We start from the raw sequence: 22,541 nt of genomic DNA, 5'->3' as shown, positions 1-22,541 counted from the left end.
GAAGCTCTGCACAGCAGGGGCCCACGCAGGTGACACAGAACGATTCTCCTGAATCCAGCTCCGTGCGCCTGCGCCGGAGCTTTTTTGTTGCCTGCATCGCGATGGTCCCCGGCCGGCGCCCCGCCTCCGCGGAGCGCCTCGTACACACAAGGAGTGGCCATGGCGCAGAAGGAAGCATCGGTCGCCGAGCTCACGAAGCATTTCGAGGACTCGACCGCCGTTCTGCTGACCGAGTACCGCGGGCTGACGGTTGCCGAGCTCAAGGAGCTCCGCAACAGCATCCGTCAGGACGCGGAATACGCCGTGGTGAAGAACACGCTGACCAAGATCGCCGCAGGCAATGCGGGGGTCACGGGACTGGACGACGACCTCAAGGGTCCGTCGGCCATCGCGTTCGTGCACGGTGACCCGGTCACCGTCGCGAAGGGTCTGCGTGCCTTCGCCAAGGCACACCCTCACCTCGTGATCAAGGGCGGCTTCTTCGACGGAGCAGCCCTGACCGCGGATGAGGTCAACAAGCTCGCCGATCTCGAGAGCCGTGAAGTCCTGCTGGCGAAGCTCGCCGGTGCGATGAAGGCGACGATGACCAAGGCGGCGTACGTCTTCAATGCGCTCCCGTCGAAGGCCGTCCGCACGGTCGACGCGCTGCGCGAGAAGCAGGAGTCCGCGGCCTGACACCGGGCCCCGGCACAGCGAAACCCCAATCAAGGAGAAACATCATGGCAAAGCTCAGCACTGAGGAGCTGCTCGACGCGTTCAAGGAGCTCACCCTCATCGAGCTCAGCGAGTTCGTGAAGGCGTTCGAGGAGACCTTCGACGTCACCGCCGCCGCGCCCGTCGCGGTCGCCGCTGCCGGCGCTCCCGCCGGTGGTGCCCCCGCCGAGGAGGAAGAGGTCAAGGACTCCTTCGACGTCGTCCTCGAGTCGGTCGGCGACAAGAAGATCCAGGTCATCAAGGTCGTCCGCGAGCTCACCTCGCTCGGCCTCGGCGAGGCCAAGGCCGTCGTCGACGGTGCGCCCAAGCCCGTTCTCGAAGGTGCCAACAAGGAGACCGCCGAGAAGGCCAAGGCTGCCCTCGAGGAGGCCGGCGCTTCGGTGACCCTCAAGTAACACCCTCTGTGAAAGGCCCCGGATGCGACGCATCCGGGGCCTTTTCCGTTCCGTCGGCGTGTCAGCGCGGGCGGGTGTCCGAGACGGCGACGGCCAGAGCCGGGTCTGCCGGTGCCGTCGAACTGCGCACGACGAGCTGGGCCTGCAGGCGCAGCTCCTCCCGGGCGCGGGCCGGGTCGTCGATAGTGCGCAGCAGCAGGTCGACGGCGGCGCGGCCCTGTTCGCGTGGGAGCTGGCGCAGCGTCGTGAGCGAGAACATCTCCGCGTACTCGTGGTCGTCGATGCCGACGACGCTGAGGTCGCCGGGTACCGCGATCGCCAGACGGCGAGAGGCGATGATCGCCCCGATGGCCACTTCGTCGCAGGCCGCGACGAGCGCCGTCGGACGCGCGCGCGTCTCGCCGAGCAGATCGACCGCCGCGGCGTAGCCCTCGGGGATGCTCACGCCCGAGCCGACGTGGCGGACGAGGTCCGCGAGCCCCGCATCGGCCATGGCCGCCTGATAGCCGTGCAGGCGGAGCCGGTCCACGTGCGCGAAGTGGTCATCCGTGTCGCCGCCGAGGAAGACGATCCTGCGGTGCCCGAGGGCGATGAGGTGCTCCGTGGCGCGCCGCGCGGCGTGCACGTCGTCGACGGTGACGAGGCTCGACGAGCCCGTCCCGCCCACGACGCTGACGACGGGGCGTCCGATCCGCTGGAGATGCTCGAGTTCTCCTTCGGCCGGCTCCAACCCGACCGCGATGAGTCCGTCGAACCGCCGGCGGGGCAGGAAGTCCGCCAGGATGCGACGGCGCTCCGCTGTCCCCGGCGGTGCCTCGTACAGGGTGAGGTCGAGGTCGCGCTCCAGCAGCGCGGACTGGACGCCTCCCAGCACCTCGGCGAAGAACCAGCGGGCCACGGTGGGAACGAGCACGCCGACGGAACGCAGGCGACCCGTGGCCAGGCTCACGGCACTGGTGGAGGGCACGTATCCCAGGGATGCGGCCACCTCGACCACGCGGCGACGTGTCTGGTCGGAGACGTACCCGCTGCCCGTGAGCGCGCGGCTGGCGGTGGACTTGGAGACGCCGGCGAGGCGCGCGACGTCGGAGATCCCGCTCATGGTGCCTCCTCGCTGCGCCGTCGCACCGTCCTCGCCGCAGAAAGGCTAACCGCGGCCCGGAGGAAATGGAACCGGTTGCGACCACCCGCGGCCCTCGCGCAACCGCTTCCAGGTGTGCTGAGAGCGCTCCCATGGGCGGTTATGCAGTCGTGATGAATGGTTGTTGTGCCGTGCCCGGAAGTCGCATACCGTGGCGTGGAATCGGTTCCTCACAGGGGCCGCACCCAGAGCTCTCAAGGAGGAGGAACCACATGGGCATGTCACAGCACCGTCGCCTTTGGGCGCCGCTCGCACTCGTCGGCGTCGCCGGCCTGGCGCTTGCCGGTTGCACCGGCGACATCGAGGCCGGAGGCGACGACGTCGACTGCTCCGACTACGAGGACTACGGCACCTTCGAGGACGCCACCGTCACCATCAGCGGAACGATCCTCGACTTGGAGGCCGACCGCCTCGTGGAGTCGTGGAGCGACTTCGCCTCGTGCACCGGTATCGAGATCGACTACCAGGGCTCGAGCGAGTTCGAGGCGCAGATCGCCGTCCTCGCCGAGGGTGGCAACGCCCCCGACATCGGCATCGTCCCGCAGCCTGGCCTGCTGGCCCGCCTCGCTGCCGGCGGCTGGATCGTCCCGGCATCCCAGCCGGTGATCGACAACATCGACGAGGGCTGGGACCCGATCTGGAAGGAATACGCCACGATCGACGGCACGACGTACGCCGCGCCGCTGATGGCGAGCATCAAGGGGTACATCTGGTACTCGCCGACCCAGTTCGAGGACAACGGCTGGGAGGTCCCGACGACGCTCGACGAGATGATGGAGCTGTCCGAGACGATCGCCTCCGACTCCGGGCACCAGCCGTGGTGCGTGGGCCTGGAATCCGGTGAGGCGACCGGCTGGCCGGGCACCGACTGGATCGAGGACTTCGTGATCCGTCAGGCCGGTGCGGACTTCTACGACCAGTGGGTCACGCACGGCGTCCCGTTCAATTCGCCCGAGGTCGTCACGGCGTTCGACTCGGTCGGGGAGTACCTCAAGAGCGACGAGATGGTCAACGGCGGATTCGGCGACGTCTCCACTCAGATCAGCACGCCGTTCCAGGAGGCGGGCCTGCCCATCCTCGACGACGAGTGCTCGCTGCACCACCAGGCCTCGTTCTACGAGACGTTCTGGAACCCGGACGGCGGGGATGACATCACCGTCGCGCCCGACGGCGACGTCTTCGCGTTCCTGATGCCCCCCGTCAGTGCCGACGACCCGCAGGCGGTCACCGGTGGTGGCGAATTCCCGGTGGCGTTCCGCGACGCCGAAGAGGTCGAGGCCGTTCGCACCTACCTCTCCAGCGCCCTGTGGGCGAACAACCGCGTGAGCCTGGGCGGCGTCATCAGCGCCAACAAGGGCCTCGACCCGGCCAACGCCTCCAGCCCGCTGCTGGAGCAGTCCATCGAGATCCTGCAGAGCCCCGACACCGAGTTCCGCTTCGACGGTTCCGACCTGATGCCCGGCGCCGTCGGCTCGGCGTCCTTCTGGCGGGGCATCGTCGAGTGGATCGGCGGACAGAGCACGCAGACGGTGGTCGATGAGATCGAGGCCAGCTGGCCCACCAGCTGACCGTGAGCGGGCCGGGGCGGATGATCCGTCCCGGCCCGCTCCTCCCGTCCCGTGTGCGCGGCGGGACCGGATCTGAGGTTTCCCTCGGCAGACGAGGCGAGAAAGGGCAACGATGACAACCGCTGATCTCATCGGGAAGATCCTTCAGGTGGTGCTCGGCCTCGTGGCATTCGCCGCCATCGTGGGCATCATCGTCCTCCTCATGGGCCGTGCCCCTCGTCGCGGGCGCAACGCGTGGCAGCTGCTGTGGTTCCTCCTGCCCGCGCTCCTCCTGCTGGCGGTGGGGCTCGTGTGGCCCGCGATCCGTACCACTCTGCTGGCGTTCCAGGACAACAGCGGCAACTTCAGCTGGAACAACTTCGTGTGGATGTTCACGCAGCCCGCGGCCATCCGCACGCTCATCAACACGGTCGTCTGGGTGCTCCTGGTGCCCACCTTCGCCACGGCTCTCGGACTCGCGTACGCGGTGTTCATCGACAAGTCCCGCGGAGAGAAGATCTACAAGGCGCTCGTCTTCATGCCGATGGCGATCTCGTTCGTGGGTGCCGGCATCATCTGGCGCTTCGTCTATGAATACCGCTCTGCGGGCCGCGAGCAGATCGGCTTGCTCAACGCGTTCGCGGTGGCGTTCGGCGGCGAGCCGGTGCAGTGGCTGCAGACCGACCCCATCAACACGGTCCTGCTCATCGTCGTGATGATCTGGATCCAGACCGGGTTCGCGATGGTCGTCCTCAGTGCCGCGATCAAGGGCATCCCGACGGAGCAGATCGAGGCTGCGCAGCTGGACGGCACCAACGCGTGGCAGCGGTTCTTGAACGTCACCGTCCCCGGCATCCGCGGGTCTCTCGTGGTGGTGCTCACGACCATCTCCATCGCGACCCTCAAGGTCTTCGACATCGTCCGCACGATGACCGGCGGCAACTTCAACACGAGCGTCGTCGCCAACGAGATGTACGTGCAGGCGTTCCGCGCGAGCGAAGTGGGCCGCGGCTCTGCGCTGGCGGTCATCCTCTTCGTGCTCGTGCTCCCCATCGTCATCTACAACGTGAACGTGCTTCGCAAGCAGAGGGAGATCCGATGAGCAGCAGTGTCGCCCCCGTCGACCTCCCCACCCCCGGCGGGAAGGATGAGTACCGGCTCGCCATCGCCGGCACCGCGACGTCGCGGACCAAGCGGCGGCTGACCTCCCGCGGCGCCACGGTGGCGGCCCTCATCATCGCCATCCTGTGGACGATCCCCACGTTCGGCCTGCTCGTCTCGTCCTTCCGCCCGGCCGAGCTGATCCAGGAGACCGGCTGGTGGACGATCTTCCAGAACCCCGGTTTCACGCTCGACAACTACCGCGACGTGCTCCTGTCGCCGTCGCAGTCCTCACCGCAGCTGGGCGCGTACTTCGTGAACTCCCTCGCGATCGCGATTCCGGCGACGATCTTCCCCCTCGTGTTCGCCTCGATGGCGGCCTACGCCTTCGCGTGGATGCGGTTCCGCTTCTCCAACGGCCTGTTCATCTTCATCTTCGCGCTGCAGATCGTGCCCATCCAGATGGCGCTCGTCCCGCTCCTGCAGACGTTCTCGGTGTGGCTCCGGCCGGGTCAGCAGTGGTTGCACGATCTCATCCCCTTCATTCCCGAGCAGAACTATCTGCCGCTGTGGATCGCGCACACGATCTTCGCGCTGCCGCTGACGATCTTCCTGCTGCACAACTTCATCTCCGAGATCCCCGGTGACGTCATCGAGGCTGCCCGCGTGGACGGTGCCAGCCACACCCAGATCTTCTTCCGCGTCGTGATCCCGCTGGCGACGCCCGCGATCGCGTCGGTGGCGATCTTCCAGTTCCTGTGGGTGTGGAACGACCTGCTGGTCGCCCTCATCTTCTCGGGCGGCACGCAGGACGTGGCCCCGCTCACCCAGCGCCTGGCCGAGATGGTCGGCTCGCGCGGGCAGGACTGGCAGCGTCTGACCGCCGGCGCGTTCGTCTCGCTGATCGTGCCGCTGATCGTGTTCTTCTCCCTGCAGCGCTACTTCGTGCGCGGCCTGCTGGCCGGCAGCACCAAGGGGTGACCCCTCGGGCAGAGGGTTTCGGACCCACGACGGCGTAGCCTGACGGCATGGATGGCGCCTCCGGACCCGTCGCGGCGGACCGGACGGATCCGGGGCTCGACGCTGACGCCGTCGCCGAACGCACCGCGGCGGGGCGGACGAACGCCTTCACCCCGGACACCAGCCGCAGCGTCTGGAACATCGTCCGGGCCAACGTCTTCACGTTGTTCAACGGCATCATCTTCGGCTGCTTCTTCGTGCTGCTCGTGCTCGGGCGCTGGCAGGACGCGCTGTTCGGGGCCATCGCGCTGTCCAACTCGGTCATCGGGTGCGTGCAGGAGTTCCGCGCGAAGGCGGCCCTGGACCGGCTCGCCCTGCTGAACGCGCCCCGCGCGCGCATCCGCCGGAACGCCGTCGAGGCCGAGATCGCCCCCGCGGCCGTCGTCCTCGACGACCTCCTCGTGCTGCGCCCGGGCGATCAGGTGCCCGCCGACGCGGTCGTGACGCAGGTGCAGGCCCTGCAGATCGACGAGTCGATGCTGACGGGGGAGGCCGACGCCATCGACAAGCGGGTGGGCGACGAGGCGCTCTCGGGGTCGGTCGTGATCGCCGGAGACGGGCTGGCCCGCGTCACGCGCGTGGGCGCCGACTCGTACGCCAACCGGTTCGCCGGCGAGGCGAAACGATTCTCCCTCGTCAGATCCGAAGTGCGTGCCGCGGTGAACCGGGTGCTCGTGTGGATGGCGTGGATCATCGGCCCCGTCGGCCTGCTCGTCCTCAATGCGCAGATGGTGGTCGCCGGCGGGTGGGGTCCGGCATGGCGCAGCGGGCGGTGGGCGGATGCCGTGGTCAGCACCGTCGCGGCCATCACCGCCATGATCCCGCTCGGCCTGGTCCTGATGACCTCGATCGCCTTCGCGGTCGGCGCGGCCAGGCTCGCCCGCCAGCAGGTGCTCGTCAACGAACTGCCCGCCGTGGAAGTGCTGGCCCGGGTCGACGTCGTCTGCCTGGACAAGACCGGGACCCTCACCGCCGGCGACATCGCCTTCGACGCCCTCCACACGGTGGCGGATGCTCCCGACGGCGTGCGGGAGACGCTCGCCTGGTACGGGGCCGCTCCCGGCGCCAACGCCACGGCGCGGAGCCTGCGGGAGTCCTTCCCCGTGGGGGCGCCGCGCCACCCGGCCAGGGAGATCGGGTTCTCCTCCGCCCGCAAGTGGAGTGCGGTGTCGTTCTCGGACGACGCGGGCGGGACGTGGGTGCTCGGCGCACCCGAGATCGTCCTGGGAACCGACGGTGAGGAGACGGAGGTCGGTCGTCTCGTGACGACGCTGGCGGCGAGCGGCCGGCGGACGGTCGTGCTGGCCCGCTCCCCGCACGCCCTCACCGCAGCCGAGATCGCCGCCGAACGGCTCCCGGCCGGTCTCCGCCCGGCCGCGGTTCTCACCTTCCGCGAACGGATCCGTCCCGACGCCGCCCAGACTCTGCGCTATTTCGGCGACCAGGGCGTGACGATCCGGGTGATCTCCGGCGACAGCCCCCGGACCGTCGCGGCGGTGGCCCGCGAGGTGGGGATGGACGTCGGCGAGGGGTACGACGCGCGGATGCTTCCCGACGATGACCGGCTGCTCGCCGACGTCATGGAGCACCACACCGTCTTCGGGCGCGTCACGCCCGAGCAGAAGAAGCGGATGGTGCTCGCGCTGCAGTCGCGCGGGCACACCGTGGCGATGACGGGCGACGGCGTCAACGACGCGCTCGCGATCAAGGCCGCGGACCTGGGGATCGCGATGAGCTCGGGCGCGGCCGCCACGAAAGCCGTCGCGCGCATCGTGCTGTTGGACGGCCGCTTCTCCCACCTGCCCGGCGTCGTGGCCGAAGGACGTCGGGTCATCGCCAACATCGAGCGCGTGTCGATGCTGTTCTTCACCAAGACGGCGTACGCGACCACGCTGGCTGTGCTGTTCGGCGTGCTGGTGCTGCCCTTCCCCTTCCTGCCGCGCCAGCTGTCGATCACCGACGGACTGACGATCGGCATCCCGGCGTTCTTCCTCGCGCTGCTGCCGAACGCGCGACGCTACACCCCTGGACTCCTCAAACGCTCGCTGTCGTTCGCGGTTCCCGCCGGGCTCGCGATCGCGCTGGCGCTCCTGGGATACGCCCTCTGCGCGAGCGGGCTCGGGCTGGACGAGGCCGCCGTGCGCAGCGGCGCGACGATCATCCTCGCCGTGGTGGGGATCTGGGTCCTCGCGGTGCTGGCACGTCCGATCACGCCGTTCAAGGCAGCGGTCGTGGGAGCCATGTTCGTCGCCCTGGTCGCCGTCTTCACGCTGCCGGTCTCGACGGAGTTCTTCGAGCTCGTCGACCCGGGGGAGGAGGGCGCCAGGGTCGTCGTGGTCACGACCATCGCCACCGTGCTCGCGATCGAGGTGGTGCGCTTCTTCCACCGCCGCCACCTCGCACGCGAGCTCGGCGGCGCTGCGTGAGTCAGGGCTGAGCCGCGGCGAAGACGCGGGAGCCGGGCGGCACCCACACGGCGAGGGCCACCAGGGACTGCACGACGACCTGCGCCACGACCACGCCGTCCCACGGGTCGGTGGCGACCAGGGTCGTGGCGTTCAGCGCGACGAGCACGCCGAGATACCCCGTGCTGAGGCCGCGCGAGAGGCGGCTGCCCAGGGCAAGTCCGGAGGCGACGGCCAGGAGGAGCAGCCCCGTGAGGATGATGGCCGAGCCCAGGAGCGAGACGGCGAGCACGGCGTCGGCGCGGACGCGGTAGCGGCTGAGCAGGACGAGGACGCCGACGGCGACGTTGCCGAGAGCGCTGACGTACACCAGCGCCACGGCTATCCAGATGACGACGGGTCGGCGCGGATTCGCGGGGGCCGTCACGCGACCACTGTAACGGGCCGCGCGGTGGCGCCCCAGGGTCGCTACCCGGCGCATCCCAGCCGCGACGCGATCGCCTCCATCGCGTCGATCTCTCCGGTCTGGGCGGCGATCATCCCTTCCGCGACGGTGTCGACGCGCGCGTCGGAGCCCAGCTCCACGACGGCTTCCGCCATCGGGATCGCGCCCTGGTGGTGGCGGATCATCAGTTCCAGGAAGAGGCAGTCCGCCTCCGTCCCGGTGGCCTCCCGCAGCTGCGCGAGCTGCTCGGGCGTGGCCATGCCCATCTGCGATTCGGGGTCGGCCGCATCCGCCGCGCCGGCATGGTCGTGGGCGGAGGAGTCCGCCATCCACGCCATGAGCGGACCGCCGGCCTGGGGCAGACCCCAGCTCACCAGCCACCCGTACATCTCGCCGCGCTGCCCGGCCTGCGCGGTGGCCATGTCGTAGGCGAGCACCCGCAACTGCGGGTCCTCGGTCTTGCGGTGGATCTCCATCGCCATCTCCACCGCCTGCCCGTGGTGCACCTGCATGTCACGGGCGAAGCCGGCCTCGGCGGACGTCGTGGACGGATGCTCCGTCGCGGCGGTGGCGCCGAACGCGGTGAAGCGGCCGATCGCGAAGGCGACGGCCGCGACCGCCACGGCGACCAGCAGCACCATCACCCACGGCGCCGCGCGTCCGCGCGGCGCCGTGGGTGCGCGATCGGTCATCGTCGGGTCAGAGCTTGCCGGGGCCGTCGAGGGCGCCGGAGCAGCTCGCGTTGGGCTCGGGGACGTTCTGGCTGCGCCAGTACTCCTCGAAGAACTCCGGGATGCGCTCGTCCGACGCCGAGTCGAGCGAGAGCTGGTTGTTCCACGCGCTGAGCACGATGGGGGAGCCCAGGCCCTCGTACGGCGAGAGGATGACGTAGGTGGAGGGCAGGTGCGACTTCAGGGTTGCCAGCTCGTCGTCCGACAGGGCGGCGGCGTCGTAGGTGACCCAGATCGCGCCGTGCTCGAGCGAGTGCACCGCGTTCTCGTTGATCTGCGGCTCGGTGTAGACGCCGCAGTTCAGCCACGCGGAGCTGTGCGGGCCGCCCGCGGGAGGCGTCTGGGGGTAGTCGACGGGCTCCTCCACGTGCGTGGTGTCGTTCTCGAAGGTCTCGACCCCCTCGATCTCGGTGCCGGCGCTGTCCAGCGCGCCGTACGTGGGGGCGCTGCGGGGGGCGAACACGAAGGACGCCACGACGAGGGCGACGATGGCCAGCGCGGCGGTGGACCCGACGACCCACCACACGATCTTGCCGCGGCGGCGCTTGGCGAGCTGGCGCTGGTATTCAGCGAGCTTCTCCTGGCGCTTCTGCTCGCGCTGCTGCTTGACGGTCTGGTTGATGTGCGCCTGAGTGGCCGGGTTCCCGCTCGCGCGGCGGTCGGCGGGGCGTGACGGAGGAGTCATATGCGGCGTGTGCGGGTTCCGGTCGTGAGCGAGGACACATCGGCACGGCGCCGACGGCCCCAGCCTATTCGTATGCATCGGTGAGACGGCTGAGAAGGCGCCCTCCCCGCGCGTGCGTCCCCGGGGGCGCGTCGCCCGGACGCCGCTATCATGGTGCGGGTGCTCGAATCGATTCGGGCGCACACCTCACCCCACCCTCTTCAGACCCGGAATCCCGGGTCCTCTTGCTGACGCTCCGAAACGAAGGCTCCGTGGTCGACACCGATTCCCATCCGATCGTCTCCCCGCCCCGCGGCGGCCGGCCCCGCCCGGCGACGACGGGCGCCATCCGCACACTGGGGAGCAACCCGGCCACCGCGCCGATCATGCTCCACCCCGGCGACTCGCTGTCCACGGCACGACGTGTCGTCTACATCATCCTGCTGGGGGCGCTCACGGCCCTGGGCCCGTTCACGATCGACCTCTACCTGCCGGCGTTCCCTGTGCTGGAGAGCGACTTCCGCACGACCGAGGCCGCGATCCAGCTGACCCTCACCGGAACCATGATCGGGTTCGCGCTCGGCCAGCTCGTCGTCGGGCCGCTCAGCGACAAGGTCGGCCGGCGCGTCCCCCTCCTCGCCGTCACGGCGCTGCACGTGCTCGCCAGCACGGCCGCGGCGCTGGCACCCACGCTGGAGCTGCTCTCGCTGACGCGCGTCCTGATGGGCGCCGGTGCCGCCGCCGGCGGTGTCGTGGCCGCCGCGATCGTCCGCGACCTGTTCGGCGGCCGCCGCCTCGTGGTGATGCTCTCCCGTCTTGCGCTGGTGTCGGGGGTGGCGCCTGTGCTGGCGCCGCTGGTGGGCTCCGGCCTGCTGCTGGTGATGCCGTGGCGCGGCATCTTCGTCGTCCTCGCCGTCTACGGCGCGATCATGCTCATCGCCGCCCTCTTCCTCCTCCCCGAGACGCTCCCGCGCGAGCGCCGCGCCGAGCAGGCGGGGACGACGATCTGGCAGCGGTATCGGAGCGTCCTCAGCGACCGCGTCTTCCTGGGCGTGCTCGTGATCGGCGGCATGACCTTCAGTGGGCTGTTCTCCTATCTGTCGTCCTCGTCGTTCCTCTTCCAGGGCGCGTACGGCCTGGACGCGCAGCAGTACGGGCTGCTGTTCGCCGCGAACTCCCTCGGGGTCGTGCTCGGCGTGCAGGCCGCCTCGCGCCTGGCCGCGCGCTTCGGTCCGCAGTGGGTCATGGCCTGGTCGACCGCGACCCTGCTCGTGGCCAGCACCGCCATCGTGATCACCGACCAGCTCGGGCTCGGCATGTGGGGGACGGTGGTGCCGCTGTTCGTCTTCATGACCGGGTGCGGCTTCACCTTCCCGTGCGTCCAGGTGCTGGCGCTGGATCGTCACGGCAAGGCCGCCGGCACCGCGCAGTCGATCATCGGCGCGACCAACTTCGGCGTGGCGGGCCTGGTCTCACCCGTCGTGGGATGGGTGGCCGGTTCGGCCGGCATCTCGGCGACCACGATGGCCGCCGTCATGGTCGGATGCGCCGTGATCGGGGTGGCGGCGCTGTGGCTGCTCGTGCGCCCGCGCACCGTGGGGCTGCTGGCGCCCTGACCTGCCCGCGGGCTCGTCGGCCGGGGGCGCGGTCACCGCTCCCGGCGGACCGGCTGCAGCCGGAACAGGCGCACCGTGCGCCCGGAGTCGCGCTCGTAGCTGCGGTAACCGGGCCACTGCGCTTCGATGCGCGCCCACGCCGCGTCACGCTCGTCATCGCCGATGGGCGTCGCATGCACGGGCATCCGCCGGCCGCGCACCGTGATCTCCGCATCGGGGTGCGCGAGGAGGTTCGCCGTCCACGCCGGATGCCGCGATCCGGCGAAGTTCGTCCCGGCAACGATCGCCCGGCCCGACCCGTCGGGGGTGTACATCAGCGGGACGTCCCTCGGCCGGCCAGACTGCGCGCCCACGGTGTGCAGGACGAGCGAGGGGACCAGCAGCGCACTGATCTGCACGCGGTCCCCCGTGGCGCGGGCGAGGACGCGTTCCACCGGCGGCAGCACCCGCGGTCCCAGCCGGCGGAACCACCGGGTGCGGGTGAGCGGTGCCACGAGACGGCGGACGATGTCAACGGTCTGAGCCATGGCGCCCATTGTGACCACAATGAGGCGATGAAGGCGAACCCCACCCGCACGCGCCGGCTCGTGATCGGTCTGACCGCGATCGCCCTGGCATGCCTCATCGGCCTCTGGATCTTCCTGCAGGGCAACGCGCCGTTCGCGGTGGACACCGCGTGGAACAGCGCGCTCGTGGACTGGCCCTCGCCGGTGCTGGTCGGCTTCTCGCAGGTGATGAACGTCCTCGGCGGCGGGTGGATCGGTGTGCTCATCATCCCGCTCGGCGTGGCGATCGTGCTCATGCTGACACGTCACCGATGGGCGGCGGCGTACTTCCTGTCGGCCGAGGCGGTCAGCGCGGCGCTCGTCCAGATCCTCAAACAGGTGTTCGGCCGGGCGCGGCCGGAGGAGATCCTCGTCATGAGCGATCACGGGTCGTTCCCCTCCGGGCACGCCGCCAACGCGGCGACTCTCGCCGTGATCGCGGCGATCCTCTTCCCGCGAGCGTGGGTGGTGGTGGCGGGGGTCGTCTGGACTCTGCTGATGGCCTTCAGCCGTACGTATCTGCACGCGCATTGGTTGAGCGACACCGCGGGCGGGGCGCTTCTGGGGGCGGGGGCTGCCCTGGCGATGGCGGCGGTGTTCACGGTACCCCTCGCCCGGGAGGCCGCGGCCTTCTCCGCTCCGCGGCGGGCCGGCGCCGAGGTGCAGGGCCCTGGGCGGTGACCGCCGCGACGCATAGCGTCGGGGCATGGCCGAGCTGAGCGCACCCACCGGCCGCGAGCCCGGGCTGCGGGCGGTGCCGCGGCCGGACGGCACGATGCCGCGAGCCCTCGTGATCGGGGCGACCGGGTACCTCGGCGGCCGCCTCGTGCCGCGCCTGCTGGCCGCCGGCTACGCCGTGCGCGTCCTCGCGCGGGCGCCCGAGCGGGTGCGCGCCTTCCAGTGGGGCGACGACGTGGAGGTCGTGGAGGGTGCCGCGGCGGAGGCGGCAGCGGTGCGCCGTGCCGTCGCCGATGTGGACGTGGTCTACTACCTCGTGCATTCGATGGCCGCCGGCACGGGATTCGAGGAGGCCGATCGCCGGGCCGCTCAAACGGTGGCGGATGCCGCTGCCGCGGCGGGAGTAGGCCGCATCGTCTACCTCGGCGGGCTGCATCCCGACGACGTCCCGCTCTCGCCGCACCTGCGCTCGCGCGTGGAGGTGGGGCAGATCCTCCTGGACAGCGGCGTGCCCACTCTCGTGCTGCAGGCCGGCGTCGTGATCGGGTCGGGTTCGGCGTCGTTCGAGATGGTGCGCCACCTCACCGACGTGCTGCCCTACATGCCCGCCCCGCGATGGGTGCGCAACCGCATCCAGCCGATCGCCGTGCGCGACGTGCTGCACTACCTGCTGGGAGCCGCCCGGGTCGATCCCGCCGTCAATCGTGCCGTGGACATCGGCGGGCCCGACGTGCTGCGGTACGGGCAGATGATGAACGGGTACGCCGTGGTGGCGGGCCTGCGTCAACGTGCCATCGCGGCCCTGCCGGTGCTGACACCGCGCCTGGCCTCGCACTGGGTGAACCTCGTCACCCCGATCCCGCGCTCGATCGCCCGCCCGCTCGTGGAGTCGCTCCAGAACGACTGCGTCGTCAAGGACGACGACGTCGATGCCCTCATCCCGCCGCCGGCCGCGGGCCTCACGCCGTACCGTCGGGCCGTCGCGCTGGCGCTCGGCCGCGTGGAGGCCGACGACGTCGAGACGAGCTGGCGGGACGCCGAGCTGTCGGGCGTGCCCAGCGACCCGCTGCCGAGCGACCCCGACTGGGCCGGCCGCGCGGTGTTCACCGACGCCCGCTCGGCGCGCACGCCGGCGCCGCCGGATCGGCTGTGGGCGGTGGTCGAGGGGATCGGCGGGGAGAACGGCTGGTACTCCTCGCCGGTGCTGTGGGCGCTGCGCGGCTGGATGGACCGGATCGTGGGTGGCGTGGGGCTCGCGCGCGGTCGCCGCAGCCGCGGCCGGCTCGCCGTGGGGGATGCGCTGGATTTCTGGCGCGTGGAGGCGGTGGAGCCGGGCCGGCTCCTGCGCCTGCGTGCGGAGATGAAGGTGCCGGGGCTGGCGTGGCTGGAGCTCCGGGTGGCACCCGAGGGCACCGGAGCGCGCTACGACCAGCGTGCGGTGTTCTTCCCGCAGGGGCTGGCCGGCCGGCTGTACTGGCTGGCGGTGCTGCCCTTCCACGGCTTCATCTTCCGAGGCATGGCCAACCGCATCACCGCGGCGGCGGCGCGCGCCTCGTAGGCTGGGCGGATGCAGCGCATCGCCCGGGTGATCACGGTGTCCGACCGCTCCGCTGCGGGCGTGCGCGAAGACCGCGGCGGTCCGCTCGCGGTGGGCCTCCTCCGCGACGCGGGCTGGCAGTGCGGTGAGGCGGAGATCGTCCCCGACGGCGCCGACTCCGTCGAAGCGGCTCTGCGTCGGGCCGTCGCGGATGCTCCCGCCCTCATCCTCACCACCGGCGGAACGGGGGCGGGGCCGCGGGATGAGACCCCGGAGGGCACGGCGCGCGTGCTCACGCGGGAGCTTCCCGGCGTCGCCGAGGAGCTGCGTCGCCAGGGCCTGGCCGACACGCCCTTCGCCCTCGTGTCGCGGGGCCTCGCCGGTGTCGTCGATCCCGCGGGAGCCTTCGTGGTGAATCTGCCCGGTTCGCCGCGTGCGGTGGCCGCCGGGGTTCCCGTGGTGCTCTCCGTCGCCGCACACGTTCTCGATCAGCTGTCCGGGGGAGATCACGCATGAGCGCCGTTCGGATCGCGGTCATCACCGAGGACGCGCTCGATATCACCGGTCACCTGGACGCCGTCGACGATGCCACCCTCGGCGCCGTGACGAGCTTCGTCGGACGCGTAAGGGACAACGATCCGGATGCCGCGGGCACGGTCATCGCCCTGGAGTACAGCGCGCATCCCGACGCCGCCGCGACGCTTCTCCGCCTGGCCGCGGACGCCGCGGAGGGCACCGACGCGGTGGTGGCGGTCAGCCATCGCATCGGGCGCCTGCAGGTGGGGGATGCCGCCGTGGTCATCGCCGTCGCCTCGGGGCACCGCGCCGCCGCGTTCGAGGTGTGCCGCGCCGTGATCGAGGCGATCAAGCGCGAACTGCCGGTGTGGAAGCGTCAGGTCGAGGCCGACGGGACCACGGCGTGGAAGGGCATGGGCGGCTGATCAGCCGCCGGCGAACGGCGGCAGGACGTCGACGACCGACGCTGCGCTGAGCGGGACGTCCGCGTCGGCGCGCACCCCGTCCACGAGCACGGCGCAGCGCGGGAGCACGGTCCCCAGATCCGGGTGGTCGTGCACGAGCGCGGCGCGCAGGGCGTCGAGGGTCGGTTCGGATCGATCGGCGGCATCCGTCCCGGCGGCTTCGGCGGCGGCGGCGAAGAAGCGCACGCGCATCAGGCCGACTCCTCGCCCGGTCGCGTCCAGTCGCCCGAGCGACCGCCCGACTTCGCCACGATCCGGACGTTCTCGATGAGCGCTCCGCGGTCCAGTCCCTTGATCATGTCGACGATCGCGAGGGCGGCCACCGATACGGCGGTGAGGGCCTCCATCTCCACGCCCGTGCGGTCGGCGGTGCCCACGGTCGCCTCGATCTGCACGCCCTCGGCGGTCACCTCGAGCTCGACGGCGGCGCGGTGCACTCCGATCACGTGGGCCAGGGGCAGCAGGGAGGAGGCCGACTTGGCGCCCTGGATGCCGGCGATCCGGGCGACGGCCAGCACGTCGCCCTTGGGCGCGGTCCCGTCCACGAGGGCCGCGACGACCTCCGGCGAGCACCGCACGAACCCCCGGGCGGTGGCCGAGCGGACGGTGGGCTGCTTCGCCGTGACGTCGACCATGTGCGCGCGTCCGGCGGTGTCCAGGTGCGGGAAGCTCATGCCTCCAGCATGACATCCGCCGCGAGCCCTCGGCGCGGAGCGTCACTCCGCCGCGACTCCGGCCCGAAGCGGCACCTCCGTCGTGCGGGCGTGCAGGGCGTCGACCATCGCGAGACGGCCCAGCAGCGGTTCGCCCGCGCCGGTCACGAGCTTCACGACCTCCGTCGCCAGCATCCCGCCGACCTGCACGCACAGTGCGCCCAGCACCCCGACCTGCGCGCACGTGGGCGGCTCGCCTTCGGTGCCGGCGGGGAACAGGTCGGCCAGGCGCACCGGCGCGACGCCCGCGGGCGGATGCGACCAGAACACCGTCACCTGGCCGTGCCACTCCTGCACCGCACCCCACACGAGCGGAATACCGAGCGTCTCGGCGGCCTCGGCGACGGCGCGCCGCGTGGAGAAGACGTCGCTGCCGTCGACGACGACATCGGCCCCGCCCAGCAGTGCGACGGCGTTTCCCGGTGTCAGCCGCTCGGGAACGGGGACGACGGTGGTGTGCGGGGCGAGGTCGCCGGCTGCCCGCACCGCCGAGGCGGTCTTGGGCTCGCCGATGTCCTGGACCCGGTGGATGATCTGCCGCTGCAGGTTGGTCAGTTCCACGACGTCGTCGTCGATGACGATGAGCTCTCCCACCCCCGCCGCGGCGAGGGCGAGGATCGCGGGGGAGCCGAGCCCGCCGGCGCCGATGACCGCCACGCGCGCAGCGGCGAGCCGGCGCTGCCCCTCCTCGCCGATGCCGGCGAGCACCGCGGAGCGGGCGGTGCGGATGAGCTCGGTCGGTGCCAGGGCGTCGACGGGTGCGACCAGCGGCTTCATGCCTTCAGGCTACGGCGTTGTCCGCGTCGCGTGGATCCGCATGCGCGGACCGAAAGGGCGGAAAGATCCGCACCTGCGGTACGGTGGCGCGATGACAAGCTTCCGCATTGCCCAGGCCGCGCGCCTGCTCGGGGTCAGCGACGACACCGTGCGGCGATGGGTCGATCAGGGGACGCTCCCCGTCACCGGCGCCACGCCCGCCGAGATCCCCGGCGCGGCGCTCGCCGCGCACGCCCTGGCCCTCGCCGCAGAGCCCGGCGATCCCGCCGACGTGCTCTCCAGCGCCCGCAACCGCTTCACCGGGATCGTGACGCGCATCCAGGCCGACGGCGTGATGGCCCAGGTCGACATCCAGAGCGGGCCGCACCGCGTCGTGTCGCTGCTGTCGGCCGAGGCCGTGCGGGAGCTCGGGCTCGAGGTCGGCGCCGTCGCCGTCGCCTCCGTCAAAGCGACGAACGTCGTCGTCGAGATCCCGAGGCCCTGACGTGCACCGGGCGCTGCGCTGTGCCGCGGCCGCGGCCCTCCTCGGGCTGGCGGTCACGGTGTCGGGGTGCGCGAACGGCACCGCACGGGGGGAGGCGGCCACCGTGCGGGTGTACGCTGCCGCATCCCTCGCCGCCGCCTTCGACCGCATCGCCGAGGAGTTCGCCCAGGCTCACCCCGACGTGGGAGTGTCCGTCGTCTCGGACGGCTCGACCACCCTGGCGCGGCAGATCGCGGAGGGGGCACCCGCCGACGTCTTCGCCGCCGCGGATGAAGCAGCGCTCCGCCTGGCCGGACCCGCTCTGCGCGGGCAGGTGTTCGCCACCAACACGCTCGTGCTCGCCGTCCCCGCGGCCAACCCCGCCGGGATCACCGGCCTCGCCGATCTGCCCGGGGCCACCGTCGTGCTGTGCGCACCGGAGGTGCCGTGCGGCGCCGCCTCCGCCGAGCTCCTGCGGCGGGCCGACGTCGAAGTGACCCCCGCCAGCGTCGAGCAGAACGTGACGGCCGTCCTGACGAAGGTCGCCGCCGGCGAGGCCGACGCGGGTCTGGTCTACGCCACCGATGTGCGGGGCAACGACGACGTGCGCGCGATCGTGCCCGCCCTGGCGGCGGAAGTGGTGAGCCACTACCAGATCGCGGTGCTGCCGGACGCGGGCGATCCGGAGGCCGCCGCCGCGTTCGTCGGCTTCGTCCGCTCGGCGCAGGGGCGCAGCATCCTCGCCGACTTCGGGTTCGGCGCCCCGTGAGCGGCGGCTACGTCCCTCGGTGGCTGGTGGTGCCCGCCTCCGCCGGGCTGGTGTTCCTCCTCCTTCCCCTCGTCGCGCTCGTCGCGCGCGTGCAGTGGGACACGCTGTGGATCGACGTCACCTCCCCGGCGGCGCTGTCGGCTCTCGCCCTGTCGCTGCAGACGGGCCTGGCCGCGACCGCGCTGTGCATCGCCGCCGGCGTGCCGCTCGCGCTCCTGATCGCGCGCTCGAGCCGGCGCACCGCCGCGGTGCTGCGAGCGGTCGTGACGGTGCCGCTCGTGCTGCCGCCCATGGTCGGCGGCGTCGCCCTGCTCTACCTGTTCGGCCGCAGCGGATGGCTCGGCGGGCTCGGTCTGCCCTTCACCACCACCGCCGTCGTGCTCGCGCAGGCCTTCGTCGCGCTGCCCTTCCTCGTCCTGGCGGCCGAGGGTGCGCTGCGCACCGCGGGCGTGGAGTTCGAGCGCACGGCGGCGGCGCTGGGGGCCGGACGGTGGACGATCCTGCGGCGGGTGACCCTGCCGCTGGCGGGGCCGGGAATCGTGGCGGGCGTCGTCCTGTGCTTCGCGCGGGCCGTCGGGGAATTCGGGGCCACCGCCCTGTTCGCCGGCAACGCCCCCGGCATCACGCAGACCATGCCGCTGGCGATCTACACGGCCTTCAACGGTGCCGGCGTATCGCAGGGGACGGCGGTCGCGCTCTCGCTGCTGCTCCTTGTCACCGCCATCGCGGTGCTGCTGCTGGTGCGCGGCTGGCGGCCCGGGGCCGCCCGGTGAGCGGCCTGTCCGCGCACGTCGTGGTGCACCGGCCGGAGCTCAGCCTCGAGGTCGGGATCGACGTGGCGGAGGGCGAGACCCTCGCGGTCATGGGGCCCAGTGGCGCCGGCAAGTCCACGCTGCTGGGAGCCCTCGCCGGGCTCGTCCCGCTGACGGAGGGGCAGGTCGTCGTCGGCGGACAGGTCGTCGAGCGGACCGCGGACCCCCGCATCCGCCTCGCCCCGATGCATCGCGGGGTCGTGCTCCTCGGACAGGATCCGCGGCTGTTCCCGCACCTGTCCGCGCGCGAGAACGTCGCCTTCGGGCCGAGGGCGGGCGGGATGGCCCGCGCCGCCGCCCGCGCGCAGGCCGATGTGTGGCTGGCGCGGGTGGGCCTGGCCGATGTCGGCGACCGGCGCCCGGCCCACCTGTCCGGCGGACAGCAGCAGCGGGTCGCGGTGGCGCGCGCCCTCGCCGCCTCGCCGCGCGCAGTGCTCCTGGACGAACCGCTCGTCGCGCTGGACGCCGTGACCGCGGCCGACATCCGCGCGATGCTCGCCGAGCAGCTGGCGCGGACGACGGTCGTCGCCGTCACGCACGACGCCGTGGATGCCGCGGCCCTGGCCGACCGGCTGGTCGTCATCGAAGCCGGCCGGGTGCGGCAGGCGGGGGCGGTGGCCGACGTGCTGAGCCACCCGGCGACGCCGTTCGTCGCCGCCATCGCCGGGCTCAACCGCGTGGAGGGGGTCGCCGACCGGGGCGCGTGGGCACGCGAGGGCGTGCGGCTGACGGCGGCGGATGCGGCATCCCGCCGGCTCGCGTCGGCCGACGGTCGTGCGCTCGCGGCGGTCTTCCGGCCCGCGGCGGTGCGGGTGGGCGGCGCCGCGGCTCCCGGCGGCTGGACCGCCCGCGTCGAGCGACTGGAGCCCACCCCCGCCGGGGTGCGCGTGCACGCCGGATGGTGCGTCGCCGACGTCGACGCTGCAGCGGCGGCCGGCCTTCGCCCCGGGGCATCCGTGCCGATGTCGCTGGACCCCGCCGACGTCCGTTTCCTCCCTGCGGACGCCGGCCCGGCTAGGCTCGGCGCGTGAGCGGCATCCGCAGATTCCGCGCCGGCGACGAGGCCGCTCTGGCGCAGGTGTGCCTGCGCACCGCCGACGCCGGCGGCGACGCGACCGGCGTGCTCGAGGACGACGACCTGTGGGCGGCGATCTTCGTGCTGCCGTACGTCGCCCGTCACCCCGAGTTCGCGTTCGTCGTCGAATCCGAGGGCCGCGTCGTCGGCTACGTCGTGGGCGCCCCCGACACACGCGCGTTCGAGAGCTGGTTCCGCGAGCAGTGGTGGCCGCGTTTCGCCGGGCGCTGGCCGGCGCCGGCCGAGGTGCGGACGCGCCAGGACGGCCTCATCCGCTATGCGAGCGCGCGCGGCACCGACGTCGCACCCTTCGCCGACACCCACCCCGCCCACCTGCACATCGACCTGCTGCCCGAGGCGCAGGGGCAGGGCTGGGGGCGGCGCCTCATCGACACGCTCATGGGGGCGCTGACGGACGCGGGGGTGCCGGGCGTGCACCTCGTGGCGTCGGCCGCCAACACCGGCGCCGTCGCGTTCTACCGCCGGCTCGGATTCACCGAGCTGCCCTCACCCGAGGGCGACCAGGCCTTCGCCCGCACTCTGCCCGCCCCCTGATCCGCGAAAGTGACGAGAACTGCCAGCCCGACCTCGTTCAGCTCGGCTGGGACGGAGGCCAGCTGCTCCCCCTGGACGAGGACGGCACCGAGCTTCCCGTCGGTGAGAACCCCTGCTACGTTCGCCCCATGTTCCGCCGCATCGCCTTCGCGCTCGCCGTCGCCGGCGTCCTCGCGCTGGCCGCATGCTCCCAGGAGCCGGCCGCAGCGACCGGGCGGTGGGGGAGCGCCTCCGACTCCGGCCCCTACCTCGAACTCGCCAGCGACGGGCAGCTGTTCGGCAACGACGGGTGCAACTCCCTCGGCGGGCACTGGCGCGCCGAGAGCCCCGACACCGTGACATTCGACGACGTCGCGATGACCCTGATGGCGTGCGCCGGGCAGGAGGAAGCCTGGCTGGGCGCGGCAGGATCTGCGAAGGTGCAGGGCGACCGGCTCGTCCTGTTCGACCGGGATGGAACCGAGATCGGGTCACTGCCCCGACCCTGACCGCGCATGCCCATGAAACATGAGCGCCATCACCTGGATCACTGGGTCCATCTCCCCATCCGCGGTCCAGCCCCGACCGTCGATGCTCCCCTGACGCGGCACGGAAGGTACTCCGCTGATCTGCGGCCCGCAAGGCCGTCTGCCCGCGGTGTCCCCTGAACGGGGGACGGCCTTTGGGTGCCCGGTGTACTTCCCTGGACATCCTCTGGGTTTCCTCGCGGTCTCCTGTGCATGGGAGCAACGTGGCGCTCGTGACGCACTGACTGATGAGAGCGAGGTAAGCACCATGCACGAATCAGCAGGAAGATCACGAGTACGCCGGCCCCGGCTGGCGCTGGCGGTCGCGACAGCAGCCGCAGCCCTGACCGCACCGTTCCTGTGGGCCCCGGCGCCGGCTTCGGCGGCGGAACCAGCACCGGCCGTCGTGGAGCAGGAAGCTCCCACGATCACCGCGGAGCAGGCCCGTCAAGCGCACGCGGACTTCCAAGCCGCGGGTATCCCGTTCGAGGTGATTCAGACCGAGTCCGGCACCTCGAACCTGTACCACTTCCCCGAGGGCGACTTCGCCCTGGCTGTGCCGCCGGAGCCGACGGCACCGGGAACGGTGACCCCGAACCTGGCGGTCGGTGGTGACAGCGAGGGGACGTACATTCCTTCAACAACACCGACCAGCGCGCCATCAAGACCGGCGCCACCGGTGCGCTCGTCATCGCCATCACCGCGCTCAACCCCATCGTTGGGGCTGCAGCCGGACTGGCCGTCTCCGTCGCCAACGAGTACATCGCCGGCAACGGGTTCTGCCCCAGCAACGACGAGCTGTGGGTGTACTTCACCGACGGGCCCACCGGGCCGAACTACACCCAGGTAGTCTGCCGACCGGTCTCTCACCCCGGAGGTGGATAAGACATGACCCTCAAGCATCGCAACCGACTGTTGATCGCTGCCACCGTCACCATTCTGGTCATCGGGACGGCCGCGGGTCCCGTGTTCGCCAACGACGGGTTCGGAGCAGGGCTGGGGTTCATGGGCTTGTGCGCCATCGCACCGGCTGCGGTGCTCGGCGTCATCGCGTACATCTGGCACGGCACTGACAAGCAGAAGCGGGAAGCGTCCACCGCCCCACGCTCGTCGCTACAACGGTAGCCATACACGGAATCGCCCGCCGACTCAGTCGGCGGGCGTTCTTCCAAGACCGAAGTAGGCGACCAGGTCGATGGTGCTGAGCTTCTCCCCGAGCACCATCGCCGCGGTGCTGTGCTCGGCGATGCGGGAGCCGGAACCCGGCGGCGATGTTGTGGCGGCATCCTCCCGGCGAGAGTGCACCGGATCCGGTGCGGATTCGCCGAGGTGATGCACTTTCGGCGGGGGCG

At 71.6% G+C, this 22,541-nt stretch carries 27 protein-coding genes; 18 read left to right on the top strand and 9 right to left on the bottom strand.

The window, feature by feature from the left end; genetic code table 11:
* The first annotated feature begins 159 nt into the window (after nucleotides 1–159).
* Both rplJ and rplL read left to right on the top strand, forming a co-directional pair.
* A complete protein-coding gene (rplJ, locus tag E4V99_RS18330) occupies nucleotides 160–675 on the top strand; it encodes a 50S ribosomal protein L10 (RefSeq protein WP_135068467.1) in 516 nt (171 codons plus the stop codon).
* Between the two features lie 44 nt (nucleotides 676–719).
* A complete protein-coding gene (gene rplL / locus E4V99_RS18325) occupies nucleotides 720–1,109 on the top strand; it encodes a 50S ribosomal protein L7/L12 (RefSeq protein ID WP_135068465.1) in 390 nt (129 codons plus the stop codon).
* 61 nt (nucleotides 1,110–1,170) lie between these two features.
* On the opposite strand, the gene E4V99_RS18320 is transcribed toward rplL, so the two are convergent.
* Nucleotides 1,171–2,211 (bottom strand): LacI family DNA-binding transcriptional regulator, encoded by a 1,041-nt coding sequence (locus E4V99_RS18320; RefSeq protein WP_135068463.1) that lies wholly within the window; start codon nucleotides 2,209–2,211, stop codon nucleotides 1,171–1,173.
* A 251-nt stretch (nucleotides 2,212–2,462) separates the two neighbouring features.
* Between E4V99_RS18320 and E4V99_RS18315 the strand changes: the two genes are divergently transcribed.
* From E4V99_RS18315 to E4V99_RS18300, 4 genes are all read left to right on the top strand, one after another.
* The gene (locus E4V99_RS18315) at nucleotides 2,463–3,818 is read left to right on the top strand and encodes an ABC transporter substrate-binding protein (RefSeq protein WP_135068461.1); all 1,356 of its coding nucleotides are present in this window, start codon (nucleotides 2,463–2,465) and stop codon (nucleotides 3,816–3,818) included.
* Between the two features lie 112 nt (nucleotides 3,819–3,930).
* Nucleotides 3,931–4,899, top strand: a complete 969-nt coding sequence (locus E4V99_RS18310) for a sugar ABC transporter permease (protein WP_135068459.1) — start codon at nucleotides 3,931–3,933, stop codon at nucleotides 4,897–4,899.
* A complete protein-coding gene (locus E4V99_RS18305) occupies nucleotides 4,896–5,879 on the top strand; it encodes a carbohydrate ABC transporter permease (protein WP_135068457.1) in 984 nt (327 codons plus the stop codon). Before E4V99_RS18310 ends, E4V99_RS18305 begins: the two co-directional genes overlap by 4 nt.
* Before the next feature lie 47 nt (nucleotides 5,880–5,926).
* Complete coding sequence (locus tag E4V99_RS18300) at nucleotides 5,927–8,344, top strand: HAD-IC family P-type ATPase (RefSeq protein WP_135068455.1); 2,418 nt, start codon at nucleotides 5,927–5,929, stop codon at nucleotides 8,342–8,344.
* Between the two features lies 1 nt (nucleotide 8,345).
* On the opposite strand, the gene E4V99_RS18295 is transcribed toward E4V99_RS18300, so the two are convergent.
* The 3 genes from E4V99_RS18295 to E4V99_RS18285 are packed head-to-tail and all read right to left on the bottom strand — an operon-like array spanning nucleotide 8,346 to nucleotide 10,184.
* A complete protein-coding gene (locus tag E4V99_RS18295) occupies nucleotides 8,346–8,750 on the bottom strand; it encodes a hypothetical protein (RefSeq protein ID WP_135068453.1) in 405 nt (134 codons plus the stop codon).
* A gap of 41 nt (nucleotides 8,751–8,791) precedes the next feature.
* Nucleotides 8,792–9,460, bottom strand: a complete 669-nt coding sequence (locus tag E4V99_RS18290; protein WP_135068451.1) for a DUF305 domain-containing protein — start codon at nucleotides 9,458–9,460, stop codon at nucleotides 8,792–8,794.
* A gap of 7 nt (nucleotides 9,461–9,467) precedes the next feature.
* Complete coding sequence (locus E4V99_RS18285) at nucleotides 9,468–10,184, bottom strand: DUF3105 domain-containing protein (protein ID WP_135118145.1); 717 nt, start codon at nucleotides 10,182–10,184, stop codon at nucleotides 9,468–9,470.
* Nucleotides 10,185–10,549: 365 nt separating this feature from the next.
* On the opposite strand from E4V99_RS18285, the gene E4V99_RS18280 reads away from it, so the two are divergent.
* Nucleotides 10,550–11,779 carry a multidrug effflux MFS transporter gene (locus E4V99_RS18280; RefSeq protein ID WP_135071393.1) on the top strand — a complete coding sequence of 410 codons (1,230 nt, stop codon included), beginning with the start codon at nucleotides 10,550–10,552 and terminating at the stop codon, nucleotides 11,777–11,779.
* A gap of 32 nt (nucleotides 11,780–11,811) precedes the next feature.
* Here the strand turns inward: E4V99_RS18280 and E4V99_RS18275 are convergent, their stop codons facing one another.
* Nucleotides 11,812–12,306, bottom strand: a complete 495-nt coding sequence (locus E4V99_RS18275) for a nitroreductase family deazaflavin-dependent oxidoreductase (protein WP_135118144.1) — start codon at nucleotides 12,304–12,306, stop codon at nucleotides 11,812–11,814.
* A 27-nt stretch (nucleotides 12,307–12,333) separates the two neighbouring features.
* On the opposite strand from E4V99_RS18275, the gene E4V99_RS18270 reads away from it, so the two are divergent.
* Genes E4V99_RS18270 through E4V99_RS18255 form a run of 4 tightly spaced genes read left to right on the top strand, consistent with a single transcriptional unit; the run spans nucleotide 12,334 to nucleotide 15,480 of the window.
* On the top strand, nucleotides 12,334–13,005 hold the full coding sequence (locus E4V99_RS18270; RefSeq protein ID WP_135068445.1) for a phosphatase PAP2 family protein: 672 nt from the start codon (nucleotides 12,334–12,336) through the stop codon (nucleotides 13,003–13,005).
* Nucleotides 13,006–13,030: 25 nt separating this feature from the next.
* Entirely contained in the window at nucleotides 13,031–14,560 is a 1,530-nt protein-coding gene (locus E4V99_RS18265; RefSeq protein WP_135118143.1) for an SDR family oxidoreductase, read from the top strand.
* A gap of 9 nt (nucleotides 14,561–14,569) precedes the next feature.
* On the top strand, nucleotides 14,570–15,055 hold the full coding sequence (locus E4V99_RS18260; RefSeq protein ID WP_135068441.1) for a MogA/MoaB family molybdenum cofactor biosynthesis protein: 486 nt from the start codon (nucleotides 14,570–14,572) through the stop codon (nucleotides 15,053–15,055).
* A complete protein-coding gene (locus E4V99_RS18255) occupies nucleotides 15,052–15,480 on the top strand; it encodes a molybdenum cofactor biosynthesis protein MoaE (RefSeq protein ID WP_135068439.1) in 429 nt (142 codons plus the stop codon). Before E4V99_RS18260 ends, E4V99_RS18255 begins: the two co-directional genes overlap by 4 nt.
* Here the strand turns inward: E4V99_RS18255 and E4V99_RS18250 are convergent, their stop codons facing one another.
* Genes E4V99_RS18250 through E4V99_RS18240 form a run of 3 tightly spaced genes read right to left on the bottom strand, consistent with a single transcriptional unit; the run spans nucleotide 15,481 to nucleotide 17,009 of the window.
* Nucleotides 15,481–15,714 (bottom strand): MoaD/ThiS family protein, encoded by a 234-nt coding sequence (locus E4V99_RS18250; RefSeq protein WP_135071390.1) that lies wholly within the window; start codon nucleotides 15,712–15,714, stop codon nucleotides 15,481–15,483.
* Nucleotides 15,711–16,193, bottom strand: a complete 483-nt coding sequence (gene moaC / locus E4V99_RS18245; RefSeq protein ID WP_135068437.1) for a cyclic pyranopterin monophosphate synthase MoaC — start codon at nucleotides 16,191–16,193, stop codon at nucleotides 15,711–15,713. Before moaC ends, E4V99_RS18250 begins: the two co-directional genes overlap by 4 nt.
* 42 nt (nucleotides 16,194–16,235) lie before the next feature.
* A complete protein-coding gene (locus tag E4V99_RS18240) occupies nucleotides 16,236–17,009 on the bottom strand; it encodes a HesA/MoeB/ThiF family protein (RefSeq protein ID WP_135068435.1) in 774 nt (257 codons plus the stop codon).
* Nucleotides 17,010–17,100: 91 nt separating this feature from the next.
* On the opposite strand from E4V99_RS18240, the gene E4V99_RS18235 reads away from it, so the two are divergent.
* The 7 genes from E4V99_RS18235 to E4V99_RS18205 all read left to right on the top strand — a co-directional run bounded on the left by E4V99_RS18235 (nucleotide 17,101) and on the right by E4V99_RS18205 (nucleotide 22,314).
* Nucleotides 17,101–17,493 (top strand): TOBE domain-containing protein, encoded by a 393-nt coding sequence (locus tag E4V99_RS18235; protein WP_135068433.1) that lies wholly within the window; start codon nucleotides 17,101–17,103, stop codon nucleotides 17,491–17,493.
* A 1-nt stretch (nucleotide 17,494) separates the two neighbouring features.
* Complete coding sequence (gene modA, locus E4V99_RS18230; RefSeq protein WP_135118142.1) at nucleotides 17,495–18,241, top strand: molybdate ABC transporter substrate-binding protein; 747 nt, start codon at nucleotides 17,495–17,497, stop codon at nucleotides 18,239–18,241.
* On the top strand, nucleotides 18,238–19,014 hold the full coding sequence (modB, locus tag E4V99_RS18225) for a molybdate ABC transporter permease subunit (RefSeq protein WP_135068428.1): 777 nt from the start codon (nucleotides 18,238–18,240) through the stop codon (nucleotides 19,012–19,014). The genes modA and modB overlap by 4 nt, the downstream gene beginning before the upstream one ends.
* Nucleotides 19,011–20,084 carry an ATP-binding cassette domain-containing protein gene (locus E4V99_RS18220; protein WP_135068426.1) on the top strand — a complete coding sequence of 358 codons (1,074 nt, stop codon included), beginning with the start codon at nucleotides 19,011–19,013 and terminating at the stop codon, nucleotides 20,082–20,084. The genes modB and E4V99_RS18220 overlap by 4 nt, the downstream gene beginning before the upstream one ends.
* Nucleotides 20,081–20,683 (top strand): GNAT family N-acetyltransferase, encoded by a 603-nt coding sequence (locus tag E4V99_RS18215; RefSeq protein ID WP_135068424.1) that lies wholly within the window; start codon nucleotides 20,081–20,083, stop codon nucleotides 20,681–20,683. Before E4V99_RS18220 ends, E4V99_RS18215 begins: the two co-directional genes overlap by 4 nt.
* A 128-nt stretch (nucleotides 20,684–20,811) precedes the next feature.
* Nucleotides 20,812–21,171 carry an META domain-containing protein gene (locus E4V99_RS18210; RefSeq protein WP_135068422.1) on the top strand — a complete coding sequence of 120 codons (360 nt, stop codon included), beginning with the start codon at nucleotides 20,812–20,814 and terminating at the stop codon, nucleotides 21,169–21,171.
* Nucleotides 21,172–22,077: 906 nt separating this feature from the next.
* Nucleotides 22,078–22,314: a hypothetical protein gene (locus E4V99_RS18205; RefSeq protein WP_135068420.1), complete on the top strand. Its 237-nt coding sequence runs from the start codon at nucleotides 22,078–22,080 to the stop codon at nucleotides 22,312–22,314.
* 24 nt (nucleotides 22,315–22,338) lie between these two features.
* On the opposite strand, the gene E4V99_RS18535 is transcribed toward E4V99_RS18205, so the two are convergent.
* The gene (locus E4V99_RS18535; protein WP_167747797.1) at nucleotides 22,339–22,494 is read right to left on the bottom strand and encodes a hypothetical protein; all 156 of its coding nucleotides are present in this window, start codon (nucleotides 22,492–22,494) and stop codon (nucleotides 22,339–22,341) included.
* Nucleotides 22,495–22,541 lie beyond the last annotated feature (47 nt).

It is taken from the genome of Microbacterium sp. dk485, from assembly GCF_004570445.1.
In the GTDB taxonomy this organism is placed as follows: Bacteria; Actinomycetota; Actinomycetes; order Actinomycetales; family Microbacteriaceae; genus Microbacterium; species Microbacterium wangchenii.
The sequence above is the reverse complement of the archived record's forward strand: the minus strand, read 5'-3'. Positions and strand labels throughout refer to the sequence as shown.

Excerpts from the sequence above, each read along its gene's own strand:
- E4V99_RS18205 (WP_135068420.1), top strand. The coding sequence starts at position 22,078 with ATGACCCTCAAGCATCGCAACCGACTGTTGATCGCTGCCACCGTCACC.
- E4V99_RS18300 (WP_135068455.1), top strand. The coding sequence starts at position 5,927 with ATGGATGGCGCCTCCGGACCCGTCGCGGCGGACCGGACGGATCCGGGG.
- rplJ (WP_135068467.1), top strand. The coding sequence starts at position 160 with ATGGCGCAGAAGGAAGCATCGGTCGCCGAGCTCACGAAGCATTTCGAG.
- E4V99_RS18265 (WP_135118143.1), top strand. The coding sequence starts at position 13,031 with ATGGCCGAGCTGAGCGCACCCACCGGCCGCGAGCCCGGGCTGCGGGCG.
- E4V99_RS18240 (WP_135068435.1), bottom strand. The coding sequence starts at position 17,009 with ATGAAGCCGCTGGTCGCACCCGTCGACGCCCTGGCACCGACCGAGCTC.
- E4V99_RS18310 (WP_135068459.1), top strand. The coding sequence starts at position 3,931 with ATGACAACCGCTGATCTCATCGGGAAGATCCTTCAGGTGGTGCTCGGC.
- E4V99_RS18315 (WP_135068461.1), top strand. The coding sequence starts at position 2,463 with ATGGGCATGTCACAGCACCGTCGCCTTTGGGCGCCGCTCGCACTCGTC.
- E4V99_RS18255 (WP_135068439.1), top strand. The coding sequence starts at position 15,052 with ATGAGCGCCGTTCGGATCGCGGTCATCACCGAGGACGCGCTCGATATC.
- E4V99_RS18275 (WP_135118144.1), bottom strand. The coding sequence starts at position 12,306 with ATGGCTCAGACCGTTGACATCGTCCGCCGTCTCGTGGCACCGCTCACC.
- E4V99_RS18270 (WP_135068445.1), top strand. The coding sequence starts at position 12,334 with ATGAAGGCGAACCCCACCCGCACGCGCCGGCTCGTGATCGGTCTGACC.
- moaC (WP_135068437.1), bottom strand. The coding sequence starts at position 16,193 with ATGAGCTTCCCGCACCTGGACACCGCCGGACGCGCGCACATGGTCGAC.
- E4V99_RS18290 (WP_135068451.1), bottom strand. The coding sequence starts at position 9,460 with ATGACCGATCGCGCACCCACGGCGCCGCGCGGACGCGCGGCGCCGTGG.
- E4V99_RS18305 (WP_135068457.1), top strand. The coding sequence starts at position 4,896 with ATGAGCAGCAGTGTCGCCCCCGTCGACCTCCCCACCCCCGGCGGGAAG.
- rplL (WP_135068465.1), top strand. The coding sequence starts at position 720 with ATGGCAAAGCTCAGCACTGAGGAGCTGCTCGACGCGTTCAAGGAGCTC.
- E4V99_RS18210 (WP_135068422.1), top strand. The coding sequence starts at position 20,812 with ATGTTCCGCCGCATCGCCTTCGCGCTCGCCGTCGCCGGCGTCCTCGCG.
- E4V99_RS18285 (WP_135118145.1), bottom strand. The coding sequence starts at position 10,184 with ATGACTCCTCCGTCACGCCCCGCCGACCGCCGCGCGAGCGGGAACCCG.
- E4V99_RS18280 (WP_135071393.1), top strand. The coding sequence starts at position 10,550 with ATGCTCCACCCCGGCGACTCGCTGTCCACGGCACGACGTGTCGTCTAC.
- E4V99_RS18235 (WP_135068433.1), top strand. The coding sequence starts at position 17,101 with ATGACAAGCTTCCGCATTGCCCAGGCCGCGCGCCTGCTCGGGGTCAGC.
- E4V99_RS18260 (WP_135068441.1), top strand. The coding sequence starts at position 14,570 with ATGCAGCGCATCGCCCGGGTGATCACGGTGTCCGACCGCTCCGCTGCG.
- E4V99_RS18320 (WP_135068463.1), bottom strand. The coding sequence starts at position 2,211 with ATGAGCGGGATCTCCGACGTCGCGCGCCTCGCCGGCGTCTCCAAGTCC.